Annotated in this window: 17 protein-coding genes; 10 read left to right on the top strand and 7 right to left on the bottom strand. The window is 73.3% G+C overall.

Annotation, left to right across the window (positions count from 1 at the left end; genetic code table 11):
• The 3 genes from N798_RS13590 to N798_RS13600 all read left to right on the top strand — a co-directional run.
• On the top strand, positions 1–451 hold a 451-nt coding region (locus N798_RS13590), incomplete at its 5' end, for an AAA family ATPase (RefSeq protein WP_035949327.1).
• A 16-nt stretch (positions 452–467) separates the two neighbouring features.
• Positions 468–1760, top strand: coding sequence for a DUF58 domain-containing protein (locus N798_RS13595; protein ID WP_035949329.1), 1293 nt, complete (start codon positions 468–470; stop codon positions 1758–1760).
• A 334-nt stretch (positions 1761–2094) separates the two neighbouring features.
• Positions 2095–2949, top strand: a complete 855-nt coding sequence (locus tag N798_RS13600) for a hypothetical protein (protein ID WP_156971744.1) — start codon at positions 2095–2097, stop codon at positions 2947–2949.
• Between the two features lie 50 nt (positions 2950–2999).
• On the opposite strand, the gene N798_RS13605 is transcribed toward N798_RS13600, so the two are convergent.
• The gene (locus N798_RS13605) at positions 3000–3995 is read right to left on the bottom strand and encodes a stage II sporulation protein M (protein WP_035949331.1); all 996 of its coding nucleotides are present in this window, start codon (positions 3993–3995) and stop codon (positions 3000–3002) included.
• A gap of 42 nt (positions 3996–4037) precedes the next feature.
• On the opposite strand from N798_RS13605, the gene N798_RS13610 reads away from it, so the two are divergent.
• Positions 4038–4859, top strand: coding sequence for an RDD family protein (locus N798_RS13610; RefSeq protein WP_052117356.1), 822 nt, complete (start codon positions 4038–4040; stop codon positions 4857–4859).
• A 160-nt stretch (positions 4860–5019) separates the two neighbouring features.
• Here N798_RS13610 and N798_RS13615 read toward each other — a convergent pair whose 3' ends face one another.
• Positions 5020–6105, bottom strand: coding sequence for an adenosine deaminase (locus tag N798_RS13615; RefSeq protein WP_035949334.1), 1086 nt, complete (start codon positions 6103–6105; stop codon positions 5020–5022).
• Positions 6106–6171: 66 nt separating this feature from the next.
• Here N798_RS13615 and N798_RS13620 point away from each other — a divergent pair, with 66 nt between their 5' ends.
• Together N798_RS13620 and N798_RS13625 are read left to right on the top strand one after the other, a co-directional pair.
• Positions 6172–6795, top strand: coding sequence for a TetR/AcrR family transcriptional regulator (locus N798_RS13620; RefSeq protein WP_035949336.1), 624 nt, complete (start codon positions 6172–6174; stop codon positions 6793–6795).
• A 41-nt stretch (positions 6796–6836) separates the two neighbouring features.
• The gene (locus N798_RS13625) at positions 6837–7781 is read left to right on the top strand and encodes an alpha/beta hydrolase (protein WP_052117357.1); all 945 of its coding nucleotides are present in this window, start codon (positions 6837–6839) and stop codon (positions 7779–7781) included.
• A 34-nt stretch (positions 7782–7815) separates the two neighbouring features.
• On the opposite strand, the gene N798_RS13630 is transcribed toward N798_RS13625, so the two are convergent.
• From N798_RS13630 to N798_RS13645, 4 genes are read right to left on the bottom strand one after another with little or no spacing between them, the layout of a single operon-like run.
• Entirely contained in the window at positions 7816–9105 is a 1290-nt protein-coding gene (locus tag N798_RS13630) for a thymidine phosphorylase (protein WP_035949338.1), read from the bottom strand.
• Positions 9106–9156: 51 nt separating this feature from the next.
• Positions 9157–9555, bottom strand: coding sequence for a cytidine deaminase (locus N798_RS13635; protein WP_035949354.1), 399 nt, complete (start codon positions 9553–9555; stop codon positions 9157–9159).
• Entirely contained in the window at positions 9548–10771 is a 1224-nt protein-coding gene (locus N798_RS13640; protein ID WP_035949356.1) for an amidohydrolase, read from the bottom strand. Before N798_RS13640 ends, N798_RS13635 begins: the two co-directional genes overlap by 8 nt.
• Before the next feature lie 35 nt (positions 10772–10806).
• Positions 10807–11307: a GbsR/MarR family transcriptional regulator gene (locus N798_RS13645; RefSeq protein WP_084100708.1), complete on the bottom strand. Its 501-nt coding sequence runs from the start codon at positions 11305–11307 to the stop codon at positions 10807–10809.
• Positions 11308–11360: 53 nt separating this feature from the next.
• Here N798_RS13645 and N798_RS13650 point away from each other — a divergent pair, with 53 nt between their 5' ends.
• On the top strand, positions 11361–12275 hold the full coding sequence (locus tag N798_RS13650; protein ID WP_035949340.1) for an ABC transporter ATP-binding protein: 915 nt from the start codon (positions 11361–11363) through the stop codon (positions 12273–12275).
• Positions 12272–13870, top strand: a complete 1599-nt coding sequence (locus N798_RS13655) for an ABC transporter permease (RefSeq protein WP_035949342.1) — start codon at positions 12272–12274, stop codon at positions 13868–13870. Before N798_RS13650 ends, N798_RS13655 begins: the two co-directional genes overlap by 4 nt.
• A gap of 221 nt (positions 13871–14091) precedes the next feature.
• Here the strand turns inward: N798_RS13655 and N798_RS13660 are convergent, their stop codons facing one another.
• A complete protein-coding gene (locus N798_RS13660) occupies positions 14092–15177 on the bottom strand; it encodes a mannose-1-phosphate guanylyltransferase (protein WP_035949343.1) in 1086 nt (361 codons plus the stop codon).
• A gap of 94 nt (positions 15178–15271) precedes the next feature.
• Between N798_RS13660 and manA the strand changes: the two genes are divergently transcribed.
• Both manA and N798_RS13670 read left to right on the top strand, forming a co-directional pair.
• Positions 15272–16468 carry a mannose-6-phosphate isomerase, class I gene (gene manA, locus N798_RS13665; protein WP_035949346.1) on the top strand — a complete coding sequence of 399 codons (1197 nt, stop codon included), beginning with the start codon at positions 15272–15274 and terminating at the stop codon, positions 16466–16468.
• A 75-nt stretch (positions 16469–16543) separates the two neighbouring features.
• Positions 16544–17710 carry a glycosyltransferase family 4 protein gene (locus tag N798_RS13670; RefSeq protein ID WP_035949361.1) on the top strand — a complete coding sequence of 389 codons (1167 nt, stop codon included), beginning with the start codon at positions 16544–16546 and terminating at the stop codon, positions 17708–17710.
• Positions 17711–17839 lie beyond the last annotated feature (129 nt).

A 17839-nucleotide genomic window follows, 5' to 3' on the forward strand; every position in this document is an offset into this window, starting at 1 on the left:
GCTCAAGGTCACCCTGCCGCTGCCACCGCGCGCCGACGAGGTGGCCGTGCTGCGCCGCCACGCCGAGGGCTTCGACCCGCGCGACCTCGCCGCGGCCGGGCTGCGCCCCGTGGCCTCGGGCGCGGACCTCGAGGCCGGCGCCCGGGCGGTGCGCCAGGTCGAGGTCGGCGACGACGTCGCGGCCTACGTCGTCGACATCGCCCGCGCCACCCGGACCTCGCCGTCGCTCTCGCTCGGTGTCAGCCCGCGCGGGGCGACCGCGCTCATGTCGACCGCGCGAGCCTGGGCATGGCTCAACGGCCGCGGCTTCGTCACCCCCGACGACGTCAAGTCCCTCGCCCACGCGACCCTCGCCCACCGGCTCGCCCTGCGTCCCGAGGCCGAGCTCGAGGGCGTCGACGTCTCCGCGGTCCTCGACAGCGCGCTCGGCGCCGTCCCCGTCCCCCGCTGAGGCCCGACCCCACGTCATGGCCCTGACCCCGAGAGCCCTGTGGCTCGTCCTCCTCGGCATCGTCCCGGTGGTGCTCCAGCCCGCCGCGTCGACCGTGTGGCTGTGGCTGCTGCTCTGCGCGGTGGTCGTCACCGTGGACGTGCTGCTGGCGCCACGGCCGGGGTCGCTGCACCTCGAGCGGGAGCTGCCGACGTCGGTGCGCCTCGGTGACAGCGTGCGGACGTTCGTCCTCGTGACGAACCCGGGCACGCGCGTCGTCCGCGGACTACTGCGCGACGCGTGGCCGCCGTCGGCCGGAGCCGGGAGCACACGGCATACGCTCCGGCTTCCCGGCGGGGAGCGCACGCGGCTCACGACGCTCCTCACGCCGACCCGACGCGGCGACCGGGTCGCAGACCGGGTCACCCTGAGGCTGCGCGGCCCCCTCGGCGTCGCGGCCCGGCAGGCGTCGGTCGAGCTGCCGGGCAGCCTGCGGGTCCTCCACGAGTTCCCGTCGCGCAGGCACATCCCGAGCCGGCTGGCCGTGCTGCGCCAGCTCGACGGGCGGGCGGCCATGCGCACCCGAGGTCAGGGCACCGAGTTCGACTCGCTGCGCGACTACGTCGAGGGCGACGACGTGCGCTCGATCGACTGGCGGGCGACCGCGCGGCGCCGCGACCTCGTCGTGCGGACCTGGCAGCCGGAGCAGCACCGGCGCATCGTCATCGTCCTCGACACCTCGCGCACGAGCGCCGGACGGATCGACGACGCGCCGCGCCTCGACTCCGGCATGGACGCCGCGCTCTTCCTCACGGCCATCGCCGGTCACGCGCGCGACCGCGTCCACGTCATCGCCGGCGACCGCGAGGTGCGCGCACACGTCTCCGGGCACGACCGCGTCGGCGTCCTCCACGACGCCATCTCCGAGCTCGCCCCCGTCGACGCCCGGCTCGTCGAGGCCGACTGGCGGCTGCTCGCCTCCGAGGTCGCGCGGGTCGGGACGCAGCGGGCCCTCGTCGTCCTCGTCACGCCGCTCGAGTCGTCGGCCCTCGAGGAGGGCCTGCTGCCCGTGCTGCCCGCCCTCGCGGCGCGGCACCGGGTCGTCGTCGCCTCGGTCGCCGACCCCGCCGTCGACCGGATGCGCCGTGGTCGCGGATCCGCCACGGAGGTGTATGCCGCGGCAGCGGCCGAGCGCACCGTCTCGCTGCGCGAGCGAACCGCCGGGGCGTTCCGCTCGCTCGGTGTCGAGGTCCTCGACGAGGTGCCCTCGCGGCTGCCGCTGGCCCTCGTCGACCACTACCTGGCGCTCAAGCGCCAGGGCCTACTCTGACCCCTCGCCACCGCCGCACGCACCTTGGCAACGTCAGCGTGAAGGGCCGCTCCAGCAGCCGTTGACGCTGACGTTGTGGCGCGCGCCTTGGCAACGTCAGTGCGAAGGGTCGCTCCAGCAGCCGTTGACGCTGACGTTGTCGCTATGCCGTCCACTGTCCACAGGCGAACGCGTGCGCCACGCCCGTCCACAGCCTCCCAAGGAGGGGTCTCGCTGGGCCAGCCCGGAGCGCAGGCTCGGCGTCATGCCAGCGCGATCAGCCCGCCCCGACCTCACGATCCAGGACGAGGAGCGTCGCGGCGTCCTGCCGTTCGACGTGCTCCGAGAAGCCGGGGTGACCCGCGGGCACCGACGAGCCATGGTGACGTCGGGTCGATGGCGCGCCGTCCGCCGCAAAGGCATCGTGCTCGGATCGCCCCGGGCTGCAGACGAGGTCAGCGCCCGGGAGGCCATGTGGCGAGAGGCCCTTCTCCGCGTTGGTCCGAGCGCACGACTCGGTGGCATCACTGCGCTGCAGGCGGCCGGGCTCGTCGGCTATGACGAACCGCGCATCCACGTCTGGGTCCGCCGAGGAGACGAGAAGGGCTCGGCCCTCGGCGTCGCGCTGCACGAGACTCGCAGATGGGGTCGTGACGACGCGGTCGACTGTGGAGTGCCACGGTCCACGCCGGCCGTCGCCACGGTGCAGGCCGCGCTTTGGGCCGTGTCGCTGCGTCAGGCCATGCTGTGCCTGGTGATGCCGGTCCAGCAGCGACTGGTCCGTGCCGAGGACGTTGCGGTCGAACTGTCGCGGGTCAAGAGGCACCGGTTCCGCAAGGCGCTGCAGGCCGGCATACGCGACATCGCGCTCGGAGCCGAGTCGCTCAACGAGCTGGATTTCGCGTCGGCATGCCGACGACGCGGGCTGCCGGAGCCGACGCGACAGGTGAGAAGACAGCTGGCAGGCGGTCGCGCCGTCCTCGACGCACGCTGGGAGGAGTACGGCGTCGTCGTCGAGATCAATGGCGCGGGCCACCACGCGCTGGACATCGCCATGCGCGACGAGATTCGCATCGCTGATCTGCAGCTGCAGGGCGACGTCGTGTTCCCGATGTCGGTGCTCACGCTCCGATGCGATCCTGAGCCCCTCTTCGAGGCGCTCGCGCGCGCACTCCGAGCCCGCGGCTGGAACCCCACGACGTCAGCGTGAAGGGTCGTCCTTGCAGCCGTGGCCACTGACGTTGCGCGAAGGCTGAGCGGTCAGGCGGCGGTGGGCGCGGTGGCGGCCTGCTGGCTCTCGTCGACGTCCCCGGTGACGCCGCGACGGGCGGCGCGCCGGCCGATGACGAGGACGTAGACGAGGAAGACAGACTCGGCCACGACGCCGATGAGGATGCGCGCCCACGTCGGCAGGCCCGACGGGGTGACGAACCCCTCGATGCCACCGCTGACGAAGAGGACGGCGACGAGGCCGAGCGCGACCGCGGCGGCGGTGCGGCCCTCGGCCGCGAGCGAGTCGAGCCGGCTGCGCGCTCCGGGCTCGATCCACGACCAGAAGAGCCGCAGCCCGACGGCCGCCGCGACGAAGATCGCGGTGAGCTCGAGCAGGCCGTGCGGGAGGATGAGCCCGAAGAAGAGCGACCCGCGGTCGTGGCTCACCATGAGCGCACCGGCCAGACCGACGTTGACGACGTTCTGGGCGAGCACCCAGAGCACCGGCAGGCCGAGCACGCCGAGCGCGATGCACTGCGCGGCCACCCAGGCGTTGTTGGTCCAGACGAGGGTGGCGAACTCGTGGTGCGGGTACTCGGAGTAGTAGTTCTCGAAGTCGGTGCCGACATAGGCGTCGATCTCGGCCCGCGTCATCTGCTGGGTGAAGACCTCGGGGTGACGCACCGCCCACGCGCCGACGACGAGGGCGAGCAGCACGCTGCCGAACGTCGTCGCGAGCCACCAGGCCCGGGTGCGGTAGAGCGCGGCCGGGAAGGTCTCGGTGAAGAAGCGGGCCCCGTCCCGCCACGTCGTGGCGCGCGATCCCGTCGCCGTGTGCCGAGCCCGGGCGAGGACGGCGGACAGGTAGCTGACGAGCGAGGGGTCCGGGCTCGCCGAGCGCACGAGCGAGAGGTGGGTCGACACGCGCTGGTAGAGGTCGAGCAGCTCGTCCGACTCGGCACCGGTGAGCCGGCGTCGACCGACGAGGTCCTCGAGACGACGCCACTGGCCCACGTGGGTGGCGATGAAGGCGTCGAGGTCCACGGCGCCACTCTATGTCGCCGAGCTCGACGCTAGCCTCGGTCCATGAGCATCGACGGGGGCTACCGCACCTATGCCGGCGACGACGTCGTCACCGGCGAGGGGGTGAGCGTCGAGGTCCCCGTCGCGAGCGTCGTGAGCCGCGTGGCCGCGCGCCTCATCGACCTCCTCATCACCTTCGCCCTCGCCGTCGGCGGCGTCTTCGTCGTCGGCATGCTCGTCGGCTCGATGTCGGACGCGGTCGGACAGGCCGCCGTCATCGTGCTTCTCGTCGGAGTCACGGTGATCCTGCCCGTGCTCTTCGAGGTCCTGACGAAGGGCCGCAGCCCGGGCAAGTACGCACTGGGTCTCTGCGTCGTGCGTGACGACGGGGGCCCGATCACGGTGCGGCACAGCGTGATCCGCCACCTTGTGGGCTTCGTCGAGTTCTATCTCCTCCAGGGCGCGCCGGCCGTCGTCGCCGCGGTCGTCCACCCGCGCGCCAAGCGGCTGGGTGACATGGCCGCCGGGACCTATGCGATGTCGCTGCGCCACAAGCTCCAGGTCACCGCTCCCCCGGAGGCGCCGCCGGCCCTCGAGCACTGGGTCCGCGGCACCGACCTCGGTCCCATGCCGGCCTCGCTCTCGATCGGCGTGAGGCAGTTCCTCACCCGCACCGGCGGGCTCACGCCACAGGCCCGTGCCCACCTCGGCCACGACCTCGCCGCGCAGGTGCTGCGCCACGTGTCGCCCCCGCCGCCGGCCGGCATCCACCCCGAGTGGGTGCTGCGGGCCGTCCTCGCCGAGCGCCGTCGCCGCGACCTCGACCGGCTCGGCGCCGAGTCCGACCGGGCCCGTCGCCTGCTCCCGCCCGACCCCCTGGGGTGACCGACCGCCGACGGTGAGCCTCAGGTCGCGGCGGACGACACGGCATACGCGGCAGTGACGCGCACTCCCGGTGGGAACCTCGGACTCCGCAGCACCAAGGAACCCGTGTGAGGTCCGAGCAACCCACTTCGGGCGGGGAAGTCGGGGCGGGTGGGGCGGGTCAGGTCGCAGCGGACAGGGCGGCATACCCCGGCTTGACGACGCGCTCGATGATCGCGAGCCGCTCGTCGAAGGGGATGAACGCCGACTTCATCGCGTTGATCGTCGCCCAGCGCAGGTCGTCGAGGGTCCACCCGGCGTCGTCGACGAGGAGCTGCATCTCGCGCGACATCGACGTGCCCGACATGAGCCGGTTGTCGGTGTTGACGGTCACCCGGAAGCGCAGGTCCTTGAGCATCGTGATCGGGTGCTCGGCGATCGACTCGGCCGCGCCCGTCTGGAGGTTGGAGGTCGGGCACATCTCGAGCGGGATGCGGCAGTCGCGCACGTATGCCGCGAGGCGGCCGAGTGTGTGCGTGCCACCCTCGCTCGTGATGTCGTCGACGATGCGGACACCGTGGCCGAGCCGGTCGGCGCCGCACCACTGGATCGCCTCCCAGATGCTCGGGAGCCCGAAGGCCTCGCCGGCGTGGATCGTGAAGTGGGCGTTCTCGCGGCGGAGGTACTCGAACGCGGACAGGTGCCGGCTCGGCGGGAAGCCCGCCTCGGCGCCGGCGATGTCGAACCCGCCGACGCCCTGGTCGCGGTAGCGCACGGCGAGCGCGGCGATCTCGTCGCTCTTGGCGGCGTGGCGCATGGCGGTGAGCAGCGAGACCATCCGGATCGGCGTCCCGGCGGCCGCGGCCTCCTCCTCACCCTCCCGCAGACCGGCGAGGACGGCCTCGACGACCTCGGGCAGGTCGAGCCCACCCTCGACGTGCAGCTCCGGTGCGAAGCGGGACTCGGCATAGACGACACCGTCGGCGGCGAGGTCGAGCGCGCACTCGCGGGCGACACGGCGCAGCTGGTCGGGGGTCTGCATCACGGCGACGGTGTGGCTGAACGTCTCGAGGTAGCGCACGAGCGAGCCCGAGTCGGCGCTGTCGCGGAACCACGCGCCCAGCGACTCGGCGTCGTCCGCCGGAAGCGCGTCGTAGCCGGACTCGCCAGCGAGCTCCAGGATCGTCTGCGGCCGCAGGCCGCCGTCGAGGTGGTCGTGGAGGAGCGCCTTGGGAGCGCGCTTGACGAGGTCTGCTGAGGCCGGCACGCGCTCACCCTAGCCGTTCGCCGCACGTCCCTTGTCAGAATCGAACGACCGTGCTTTTATGGTCGCATGTCGAAGGGGCTGCAGACGCGGGACACGGCGCTGCGCGAGGCGCTCGCGCAGGCGAGCCACGTGGGCCTCAAGAACATCACCATCGGCACCCTCGCCGACTCCCTGTCGATGTCGAAGAGCGGCCTCTTCGCCCACTTCCGCTCCAAGGAGCAGCTCCAGGTCGACGTCCTCGACCACGCCGCCGACCTCTTCACGCGCACCGTCATCCAGCCCGCCCTCAAGGAGCCGCGCGGCCTCGAGCGGCTGCGCGCCCTCGTCGACCTCTGGCTCGGATGGGACGGCTACGCCGACTGGGCGATGCCCGGCGGGTGCATCTTCATCTCCGCGACGATGGAGTTCGACGACGAACCCGACGGCCCCGTCCGTGACCGCCTCGTCGCCCAGCAGCAGCAGTGGTTCGACTCGCTCGAGACCGTGATCCGCGGCGCTGTCCGCGAGGGCCAGCTGCGCGAGGACCTCGACACCCTCCAGTTCGCCCACGAGCTCTACGGCCTCATGCTCGGCCACCACGTCGCCAGCCGCCTGCTGCGCGACCCCGCCGCCCGCGAGCGCGCCCACACCGCGCTCGACCGGCTCGTCGCCGCCGCCTCCCCCGGCGCCGGCACTCCCGCCCCGGCCTGACCGGGACGACCACACCCGCACCACCTTCGCAGGAGCCCGACGTGTCACCTCAGAAAAGCACGAACGTTCATCTTCTTTTCACGGCCCTCGCCACCCTCGAGCACCGGTCCCCCGCCCTCGGCGGCCGCCTCGCCAACCGGCTGTGGTTCCGCCTGCCCGCCCGCCCGTCGGCGGCCACCCGCGCCCGGCGCACTCCCGCCTGCGGCGAGCCCTTCGAGGTGAGGGTCGGCGAGCACGGCACCGTCCGCGGTCGCGTCTACGGCGACTGGGGCCGACCGACGGCCTACCTCGTCCACGGCTGGGGCGGCTGGTGGCAGCAGCTCGGCGCCCTCGTCCAGCCGCTCGTCGACGAGGGGCTCTGCGTCGTCGCCTTCGACGCCCCGGGACACGGCGGGTCGGACCGGGGTCGCGGCGGCCGCCGGACGACGACCTTCCTCGAGATGGCTGCTGCGCTCGGTGCCGTCGAGCGCGAGTTCGGGCGACCGACCGTCGTCGTCGCCCACTCGGCCGGAGCCCTCGCGACGATGGTCGCGATGGCCGACCTCGACGAGCCCGCGCAGGGCCACCCGCCGCTCCCCCACCCGGAGGCCCTCGTCTTCGTCGCGGTCCCGGCGACGATCGACGCGATGGTCTCGACCTTCGTGCGCGCGCTCGGCATCGGGCCGCGCTCGACCGCGGTGATGCGCACCCTCGTCGAGCGCCGGATCGGGCGCCGGATGGGCGAGTTCGACCTGCTCTCACTCGCCTCGGCCCACCCACGACTCCCCCGGCTGCTCCTCGTCCACGACGAGGACGACCCGAAGGCGCCCTTCGACGGTGCGCTCGACGTCTCGAACGCCTGGCACGACTCACGCCTCGTCGTCACCCGTGGGCTCGGCCACCGCCGGCTCCTGTGGGACCCGACGGTCGTCAAGCAGGTGACGGAGTTCGCGGCATCGGCCGCGGACGGCATACGAGCCGAGGCGGCTCGCGCGAGCCGCGCGTAGGTCCGCGCGAGCCGCGCCTGAGCGCGACCGCGCGTCAGGAGATCCGGTCGATGACGAGCGGCAGGAGGTCGGGGCGCGAGCCCTCGGGGGCGATGGTGAAGCCGCCCTCGAGCGCCTCCTTGGCCCGCTCGAACTTCTCCGGGGTATCGGTGTGAAGCGTCATGAGCCGCTCGCCACCACGAACGACCGCACCCGGCTTGGCGTGCAGCTCGATGCCGGCGCCGGCCTGCACCGGGTCCTCCTTGCGGGCGCGGCCGGCGCCGAGGCGCCACGCGGCGACGCCCACGGCGTAGGCGTCGAGCTCGGTGAGGACACCGTCCGCCGGTGCGAGGACCTCCTCCGTATGCCGTGCCGTCGGCAGCTCTGCGTCGGGGTCGCCTCCCTGGGCCGCGATCATCCGGCGCCACGCGTCCATCGCGCGCCCGTCCTTGAGCGCGGAACCCACGTCCTCACCGCCACGACCGGCGGCGTCGAGCATCTCCTGCGCGAGGGCGACGGTGAGCTCGACGACGTCCTCCGGACCGCCGCCGGCGAGCACCTCGACCGACTCGCGCACCTCGAGGGCGTTGCCGGCGGTGAGGCCGAGCGGCGTCTGCATGTTGGTGAGCAGCGCGACGGTCCGGACGCCTGCGTCGGTGCCGAGCTCGACCATCGTGCGGGCCAGCTCGGTGGCGTCCTCGCGGTTCTTCATGAACGCGCCGGAGCCGACCTTGACGTCGAGGACGAGCGCGCCGGTGCCCTCGGCGATCTTCTTGCTCATGATCGAGCTCGCGATGAGCGGGATCGCCTCGACCGTGCCGGTGACGTCGCGCAGGGCATAGAGCTTCTTGTCGGCGGGGGCGAGGCCCGAGCCGGCGGCGCAGATGACGGCGCCGACGTCGTCGAGCTGGGCGAGCATCGCCTCGTTGGTGAGGTCGGCGCGCCAGCCGGGGACGGACTCGAGCTTGTCGAGCGTGCCGCCGGTGTGCCCGAGGCCCCGCCCCGACAGCTGGGGCACGGCGACGTCGAAGACGGCGACGAGCGGCGCGAGCGGGAGGGTGATCTTGTCGCCGACACCGCCGGTCGAGTGCTTGTCGGCGGTCGGGCGCGAGAGCGAGGAGAAGTCCATGCGCTCACCGCTGGCGATCATCGCCGAGGTCCACGTCGCGATCTCACGCCGGTTCATGCCGTTGAGCAGGACGGCCATCGCGAGGGCGCTCATCTGCTCGTCCGCGACGACCCCCCGGGTGTAGGCGTCGATGACCCACCGGATCTGGTCGTCGCTCAGCTCTCGCTTGTCGCGCTTGGTGGTGATGACGTCGACGGCGTCGTGGCTCTCGCTCATGGCGTCATCATGTCACCCGTCCGAAGGGCGCCGACCGGCCTGCGGCCGGGCTCAGGGACGCTGGGCGAGGTTGTCCGGACCGAACGCCTGGGGCAGCACCTGCTCCATCGTCTGCACGCCCTCGGGGGTCATGAGGAGGCACTCGGCCCCACCGTTCTCCCAGAGCAGCTGGCGGCAGCGACCGCACGGCATGAGCGCCTCACCACGGCCGTCGACGCACCACACCGCGACGAGCCGGCCCCCGCCCGTGGCGTGCAGCTCGGAGACCATGCCGCACTCGGCGCAGAGCGTCACGCCGTAGGCGGCGTTCTCGACGTTGCAGCCGGCGACGACGCGGCCGTCGTCGGTGAGGCCGGCGACGCCGACGCGGTAGTTCGAGTACGGCGCGTAGGCGCGCGTCGTCATCTCGATGGCCCTCTCGCGCAACGCGTCCCAGTCGATGTCACTCATGAGCACCCGTCTCGATGTCGATGGTGTCCCCGCCGGCCTTGACGGTGTGGGCGACGACGACGGAGGCGAGGAGGCGGGCACCGCAGCCGATCGCGTCCTCGTCGACGACGACGTCTCCCTGGTGCAGGTCGTAGGTCCGGCCGCCAGGCGTGCGGGTGCCGAGTCGCGCCATCGCGCCGGGGGCGTGGGCGAGGTACCAGGAGTAGTCCTCACCGCCGAGCGACTGGATCGTCGGCGCGATCTGCAGACCCGTGCCGAGGCACGCGAACCGGAGCGCGTCGATGGCGTCGGCCTGGTTGACGACCGGGGGGACGCCCTTGACCCGCTCGAGCCGGGCCTCGACGCCGTAGGGCGCGACGACGCCCTGGACGATCTCGTCGAGGACCGGCCCGACGGACAGCCAGGCGTTGGCGTCGAGCATGCGCAGGGTGCCGCTGCACTCCCCCGTGCTCGGGATGACGTTGCTCGCCGTGCCCGAGCGGACGACGCCCCACACGAGGGCGGCGCCGGCACGCGGGTCGAGCCGGCGTGACAGGGCGGCGGGCACGTCGGTGACGACCTTGGCGAGGGCGTAGGTGAGGTCCTCGGTGAGCTGGGGCCGCGAGGTGTGGCCGCCGCGTCCGGTGAGGTGGACGCGGATGTGGTCGCACGCCGCCGTGATCGGGCCTTCGCGCAGCCCGATCTGGCCGACGTCGAGGGAGGGGTCGCAGTGGACCGCGAAGATCGCGTCGACACCTTCCATGACGCCCTCGGCGATGGCCTCGAGCGCGCCGCCGGGGATGACCTCCTCGGCGGCCTGGAAGACGGCGCGGACCGCGGTCCCCCGCTCGAGCAGCACCTGCTCGTGCTCCTTGAGGGCGAGCATCGCACCGATGAGGGCGGTGACGTGCACGTCGTGCCCACAGGCGTGGGTGACGCCGTCGGTGACCGAGGCGAACGGCAGCCCCGTGCTCTCCTGGACGGGCAGCGCGTCCATGTCGGCGCGCAGGGCGACCCGGTATGCCGGCTGGTCGGCTCCGAGGTCGGCGACGAGTCCCGTGCCCGAGAGCCTCCGGACGCGGATGCCCGCCTGCTCGAGGCGGGCGGCGACGAGGCCGGTCGTGCGGGTCTCCTGGCGGGAAAGCTCGGGGTGGGCGTGCAGGTCCCTGCGGATCTCGAGGAGCTCGGGCAGCGAGGAGGCGACGCTGGCGCCGAGCGCGGAAAGGGTGTCAGTCATGAGGACACCCATGCTACTTGCGCCCGCGCCACCCCTCAGCGCGTTGCCTTGCGCGCCTCCCATCGGTCGATGATGCCGCCCATCTCGTCGGTGACGAACTCGAGGAACTCGCGGGAGAGCTGGAGGCGCCGGCCCGCCTGCGACCCCGCACCGAGGTGGTCGACGCCGTCGGCGAGCGCCCGGATCAACCCGGCATAGACCTGGTCGGTGTTGGTGAGCGCGCCGTGGAAGGCGTCGTCGAGGACGACGAAGACGTCGCGGCGCCCACCACGCTCGCGCTCGCGCCGGAGGAGGCCGACGTGGGTGAGGTAGCGGACGGCCCCGGAGACGGCGGCCGGGCTGACCGAGAGCTCCTCAGTGATCTCGGCGGAGGTCATCCGTCCGTCCTCGTCGACGAGGAGCGCGGCGAAGACCCGGGCCGGCATGGGCGGGAAGCCGGCGGTGGCGAGCGCGGCTCCCAGCCGCTCGACGACGGCATGCGACGCGTCGTGACCGACCGCGGTGGAGGCGGCGGCAGGAGTGCGGCGGGACGGCATACGATGATTTTAGAGCATTCACGCAATTGTGAAAGAAGAGTACGCTCGAAGGCGTGGAGAACGTCATCGAGATCCGGGACCTGCGCAAGACCTTCGGACCGACCGTCGCCCTCGACGGCCTCGACCTCACCGTCGGGCGGGGCGAGGTGCACGGCTTCCTCGGCCCCAACGGCGCCGGCAAGTCGACGACCATCCGGATCCTCCTCGGCCTGCTGCGCCGTGACTCGGGCGAGGTCCGTGTCCTCGGCGGCGACCCGTGGGCCGAGGCGGCCGACCTGCACCGGCGCATCGCCTACGTGCCCGGCGACGTCAGCCTGTGGCCCAACCTCACCGGCGGCGAGGTCGTCGACCTCCTCGGGCGGATGCGCGGAGGACTCGACGAGAGCCGACGGGCCGAGCTGCTCGAGCGCTTCGACCTCGACCCGACGAAGAAGGCGCGCACCTACTCCAAGGGCAACCGGCAGAAGGTCGCCGTCGTCGCCGCCTTCGCCTCACGGGTGGACCTGCTCCTCCTCGACGAGCCGACGTCCGGCCTCGACCCGCTCATGGAGGAGGAGTTCCGGCGGTGCGTCCACGAGGCCAGGGCCGAGGGCGCGACGGTGCTGCTGAGCAGCCACATCCTCGCCGAGGCCGAGGCGCTGAGCGACCGCGTGACGATCATCAAGGGCGGTCGCGCGGTCGAGTCGGGCACGCTCGCCGAGCTCCGTCACCTCACCCGGACGACGGTCACCGCCGAGACGGTGTCGCCACCCGCCGGCCTCGCCGACCTGCCGGGGGTCCACGAGGCGCGGGTGTCCGACGGGCGCATCGCCTTCGACGTCGACTCCGACCACCTCGACGGCGCCGTGGCCGCCCTGTCGCGCCTCGGCATCCGGTCGCTCACTGCCCACCCGCCGACGCTAGAGGAGCTCTTCCTGCGCCACTACGGGGAGACGACGCGCGACAAGGCCGAGGTCGGGTCGCGGTGAGCGGCGCCCTCACCGGCAGCCGCCACCTCGTGCGGCTCGTCCTCCGCCGCGACCGGGTCCGGCTGCCGCTCTGGCTCATCGGCCTTGGGGGCACCATCGCCTGGAGCGCCCTCGCCGTGCCGGCCGTCTACGACACCCCCGAGAAGGTCGCGGGCTACGCCGCCACGGTCGGCGCGAGCCCCGTCAGCTACCTCATGTCAGGTCGCCAGCCGGGGATCGACACCATCGGCGGGATCACGGCCAACGAGATCTCGCAGGTGGCGCAGCTGGGCGTGTGCCTCATGGTGCTCTTCCTCGTCGTGCGGCACACCCGCGCCGAGGAGGAGTCGGGGCGCGCCGAGCTGCTGCGCTCGACCGTCCTCGGGCGGCACGCGGCAACCCTCGCCGGGCTCGGCTACGCCGTCGCCGCCGCACTCGTCATCGGCGCCCTGACGACCGGCACGATGCTCGCCGCTGACCTCGACCCCACGGGCAGCGTGACCTACGGCCTCGGCCTGGCACTGCTCGGCACGTGCTACGCCGCCGTGGCCCTGGTGGCGGCGCAGGTCTCGGGGAGCGCGCGCGGTGCCCTCGGCATCGGTGGCTCGCTCGTGGCGCTCGGCTACCTCGTGCGTGGCGTCGGCGCCATGCAGGACAACGCGCTCGTGTGGCTCTCCCCCTTCGGCTGGGCCCAGTCGATGAACGCCTTCGGGGACGAGCGCTGGTGGCCGGCACAGTTCCTCGTCGCGGCCACCGCCGGGCTGCTCGTCGTCGCGGCCCGGCTCACTGCCCACCGCGACCTCGGCAGCGGGCTCGTGCAGCCCCGCCCGGGAGCCCCACGCGCGAGCAGCCGGCTCGGCACGCCCCTCGGTCTCACCCTGCGGCTCCAGCGCGGGACGATCGTCGGCTGGTCCGTCGGGATGTTCCTGCTCGGCCTCGTCTACGGCGCGGTCCTCTCGACCGTCCCGGACCTGCTCGCGTCCAACCCCGACATCGCCGACTACATCGGCGCCGGAGGTGTGGCCGAGGACGCGGTCACCGACGCCTTCCTCCGCTACGTCCTCCTCTTCATGGCCGTCGCCTCGACCGGGTATGCCGTGTCGAGCGTCCTGCGGATGCGTTCCGAGGAGGAGGCGGGCCGGTCCGAGAACGTCCTCGCGACGGGGACGCCGCGGGTCCGCTGGCTGGCTGCCACCGTCGTCACGGCGACGGGCGGCACCCTCGCCGTGCTCGTCCTCGCCGGCGTCGGCCTCGCCGTCGGTCGCGGGCTGGCCGGTGGCGGGTGGTCCGACGCGGTCGCCATGGCCGGCGAGCAGGTGACCTACGCCCCGGCCGCGCTCGTCGTCGCCGCCGTCGCCGTCGCCGCGGTCGGGCTGGCGCCGCGCCTGGCGCTCGTGGCGTGGGCGGTCGTCGCGTTCGTCGGGCTCCAGGTCATGCTCGGCGCGATCCTTCGCCTGCCCGACGTCGTGAGCGGGCTGTCACCGTTCTGGCACCTGCCGGGGGTGCCCGAGGAGGACCTCGCAGCGGGCCCGGGGCTCGTCGAGCTCGTCGTCGCGGCGGCGCTCGTCGCCGTCGGGCTCTGGGGCTACCGCCGCCGCGACCTCGACAGCGCCTGACCTCCCGCCCACCTGCACGACTTCTTGCCCGGATGCGACACGGCAGCGGCGGGTGCGTATGGCGCGTCTGGGCAAGAAGTCGTGCCTGCTCCACTTCTTGCCCAGATGCGACACGGCCGCGGCGGGTGCGTGTGGCGCGTCTGGGCAAGAAGTCGGGCCGCTCTGCACTTCTTGCCCGCATGCGACACGACCACACGCTTCCAGCGCGACCGGGGTTGCGCTCAGGTGAGGTCGGTGCGGCCCTGCTCCTTGAGCCGCTCCACGACCTTCTTGACGTCCTGCGCCCGGTCGAGCCTCGTGACGAGGACGGCGTCGCCGGAGTCGATGACGACGACGTCCTCGAGGCCGACGACCGCGACCGGGCGTCCACCTCGGGGCGAGACCAGACCGGTCGAGTCGACAGAGTGCACGAGGGACGCGTCGCCGAGCACCCGCGGACCCTCCCCCGCAGCGGGCTCGGGCAGCAGGGCCGACAGACTGGCGAAGTCGCCGATGTCGTCCCACGCGAAGTCCCCGGGCACGACGGCGACGACGCCGATGTCGGCCGCGGGCTCGGCCACGGCGTGGTCGATGGCGATCTTCTCGAGCGTCGGCCACACCTCGTCGAGCCGCGACGGGTCGGCGGCGATCGCGCGCAGGCCGCCGGCGAGCTCGGGGTGCCAGCGGTGCAGGAGGTCGAGCAGCGTGGTGGCCCGGACGACGAACATCCCTGCGTTCCACCGGAACTCACCCGTGGAGAGGTAGGCCGTCGCCCGGCGCTCGTCCGGCTTCTCGACGAACTGCCGCACCCGTCGGGCGCTCGGCGCACCGGGGATCGCCCGGCCCATCTGGATGTAGCCGAAGCCCGTCGACGGGTGCGTCGGCTCGATGCCGATGGTGACGACCTGCCCGTCGCGGGCCACCTCGACGGCCTCGGCGACGCACGAGCGGAAGGCCTCGGCGTCGGGGATGACGTGGTCGGCGGCGAACGAGCCGATGACCGCCTCGGGGTCGCGGGCCTCGACGAACGCGGCGGCGAGTCCGATCGCCGCCATCGAGTCACGCGGGGAGGGTTCGGCGACGACCGACTGCGCGCCGAGCGACGGCAGCTGCTCGCGCACGGCGTCGGCGTGGGCAGCCCCGGTGACGACGACGACTCGCCCGGCCGCCAGCGGCTCGACACGGTCGAGCGTCTCCTGGAGCAGGCTCCTCCCCGACCCGGTGAGGTCATGGAGGAACTTGGGATGACCTGCCCGGGACAGGGGCCACAGGCGCGTGCCGGCGCCCCCCGCAGGGATGACCGCCCAGAAGCCGGGAATGTCAGACATGGCGTCAGGCTAACCAAGCACGTGGCACCCTCTTAGGATTCTCTGGCAGGTCGCCGACGCGGCGGCCACGACGAGACATGGGGAGGTGCGGGCGGTGGACCTGCTGGAGCCGGTGCTCTTCACCGACGCGTGGGGCTCCCACGTGTCCATCGCGAGCCTCCAGGGACGCCCGATCCCGAGCGCCGAGCCCGAGTCCGAGCTCTGGATGGGCGCCCACGAGAGCGGCCCCTGCGGCATCACCCGCGACGGCGTCGCCACCACGCTCGCAGACGTCATCCGCGCGGACCCCGAAGGTGAGATGGGCGCGGAGTGCTGCACGGCATACGAGGGGCGGTTGCCCTTCCTGCTCAAGGTGCTCGCTCCCGGTCGCGCCATCTCGATCCAGGCGCACCCCACGGCGGAGCAGGCGAGCGAGGTCCGCCGACGTGACCGCGAGGCGGGCGACGCCGACGCGACCTACGTCGACGACTGGGCCAAGCCCGAGATGCTCGTCGCGATCTCACCGTTCCGCGTCTTCGTCGGCATGCGCACCGCGGCGGAGACGGCCGCGCTCGCCAAGCGGCTCGGCGTGCCGCGGTTCTCCGCCCTCGTCGAGGACACCTCGTCGGCTCCCGACCCGGCTCACGCCATGCTCGCCGCCGTGCTCGCGATCCCCGAAGGCGAGCACGCCGGCTTCGTGCGCGAGCTCGTCGCCGCCTGCGTCCGCGTGTCCTCGAGCCCGGACGCCGAGGGACACCACTGCGCCGCCGTCGTCCGCGTGGCCGAGGACCACCCCGACGACATCGGGCTCGCCGTGCTCCTGCTCATGCACCACCGCGTGCTCGAGCCGGGCGACTTCATCGACGTGCCGGCCGGGGTGCTGCACTCCTACGTCAGCGGGTTGGGCATCGAGGTGCTCGCGAACTCCGACAACGTCGTCCGCGCCGGGCTCACCGGCAAGGAGAAGAACGTCCCCGAGCTCCTGCGGATCGTCGACCCCGAGGCGGACGGCAACGCCGGACGGGCCGAGCCCGACCCCGACCTTCCCGCGACGGTCCGCTTCCCCAGCTCGTCGGACCGCTTCGCCCTGCGCCGGATCCACGACCCGGCCGGGCTCCTTCTCCCCGGCGACGGCACCCCGCGCATCGTCTTCTGCCTGCACGGCGAGGTCATCCTCACGACCCCCGACGAGGGCCCCGGGTCGTCACTCACGCTGGGACCCGTGCGCGCGGCCTACCTCTCGGCGCGCGACTCCGGCGTGAGGGTGACGGGCAGCGGCGAGGTCTACCTCGTCACCCTGCCCTCGACCTGACCGTTCACGCACTGCTCACCCGGTGTCCCACGGCACTCTCCCGGGGTGCCACGTGCACACGCGAGCGTGGAGACCGTGCGAGTCGCCATGGTGACCGAGTCCTTCCTGCCGACCCTCAACGGCGTGACGACGAGCGTATGCCGGGTGGCCCAGTCGCTGCGCGCTCTCGGCCACGAGGCGGTGATCCTCGCCCCCGGACCGGCGCCGGCGACATTCGAGGGCGTCGCCGTCCGCGGGCTGCCCTCGGTGACGGTGCGCCAGTTCCCGACCGGGGTGCCGACCCCGGCACTGCGGCGGGCACTCGACGAGTTCGCACCGGACGTCGTCCACGCGGCGTCGCCCTTCGTCCTCGGCGCACGAGCGCTCCAGCTCGCCGACCGTGGTGGGACGCCCGCCGTCGCGATCTACCAGACGGACATGCCGAGCTACCTGCGCCAGCACGGCCCCGGGCCGCTCGGCGCCGGCGCTGCGAGTGCCGCGTGGCGCTGGATCCGCAGGATGCACGCGCACGCCGACCTGACGCTCGCTCCGTCGCTGCCCACCCTCGAGGAGCTCCGCAGCCACGGGATCCCACGCACCGACCTGTGGGCCCGGGGCGTCGACACCGGCCAGTTCTCGCGGCGGTGGCGCGACGATCCCCGCACCGCGGAGCTCCGTCGCGCCCTCGCCCCCGGCGGCGAGGTGCTCCTCGGCTACGTCGGCCGCCTCGCCCCCGAGAAGGAGGTGTGGCGCCTCGCCGAGGTCGCGACGATCCCGGGGACCCGCCTCGTCGTCGTCGGCGACGGCCCGGCCCGGGCGCTGGTCGGTGCCCGGCTCACCGAGGCGGTCGCCTCGATGCCGGGGCGCCCCAACCGCTCCCCCGTCTTCCTCGGCCGCCGCTCCGGAGACGACCTGGCACGCGCGTATGCCGTCCTCGACGTCTTCGTGCACACCGGCACTCGCGAGACGTTCGGCCAGACCCTCCAGGAGGCCGCGGCGACGGGTTTGCCCGTGGTGGCGCCGGCGCGCGGCGGGCCGCTCGACCTCGTCGACCACGGCCGCAGGGGGCTGCTCTTCGACCCGGACCGGCCGGGCTCGCTCCATGACCACGTCGACGCCCTCGTCGGTGACCGGGGCTGGCGCGAGCGGCTCGGCGACGAGGCCGAGCGCGCCGTGCGCGGCCGATCGTGGGAGGCGCTGACCGCTCGGCTCGTCGGGCACTACGACACCGCCCGGGCCTCCCGCTCCCGCGTGGTCGCGTAAGGTCCCTTGCGGCCCGTTTCGCCCGAAGCGGGCGGGTCGAGAGGAGGCCGGGATGCGCAGCGGTGCGCTCGCCGCCACGGCCGCGACGTTCGCGGTCGCGGCCGTCGTCGGCTCCTCGCCCGCCCTGGC

It is taken from the genome of Knoellia flava TL1 (assembly GCF_000768675.1).
GTDB lineage: Bacteria > Actinomycetota > Actinomycetes > Actinomycetales > Dermatophilaceae > Knoellia > Knoellia flava.

Bases quoted from the DNA above. Each gene is read 5' to 3' on its own strand.
- N798_RS13595 (WP_035949329.1), top strand. From the start codon at position 468: ATGGCCCTGACCCCGAGAGCCCTGTGGCTCGTCCTCCTCGGCATCGTC.
- N798_RS13610 (WP_052117356.1), top strand. From the start codon at position 4,038: ATGAGCATCGACGGGGGCTACCGCACCTATGCCGGCGACGACGTCGTC.
- N798_RS13620 (WP_035949336.1), top strand. From the start codon at position 6,172: ATGTCGAAGGGGCTGCAGACGCGGGACACGGCGCTGCGCGAGGCGCTC.
- N798_RS13630 (WP_035949338.1), bottom strand. From the start codon at position 9,105: ATGAGCGAGAGCCACGACGCCGTCGACGTCATCACCACCAAGCGCGAC.
- N798_RS13635 (WP_035949354.1), bottom strand. From the start codon at position 9,555: ATGAGTGACATCGACTGGGACGCGTTGCGCGAGAGGGCCATCGAGATG.
- N798_RS13640 (WP_035949356.1), bottom strand. From the start codon at position 10,771: ATGACTGACACCCTTTCCGCGCTCGGCGCCAGCGTCGCCTCCTCGCTG.
- N798_RS13645 (WP_084100708.1), bottom strand. From the start codon at position 11,307: ATGCCGTCCCGCCGCACTCCTGCCGCCGCCTCCACCGCGGTCGGTCAC.
- N798_RS13660 (WP_035949343.1), bottom strand. From the start codon at position 15,177: ATGTCTGACATTCCCGGCTTCTGGGCGGTCATCCCTGCGGGGGGCGCC.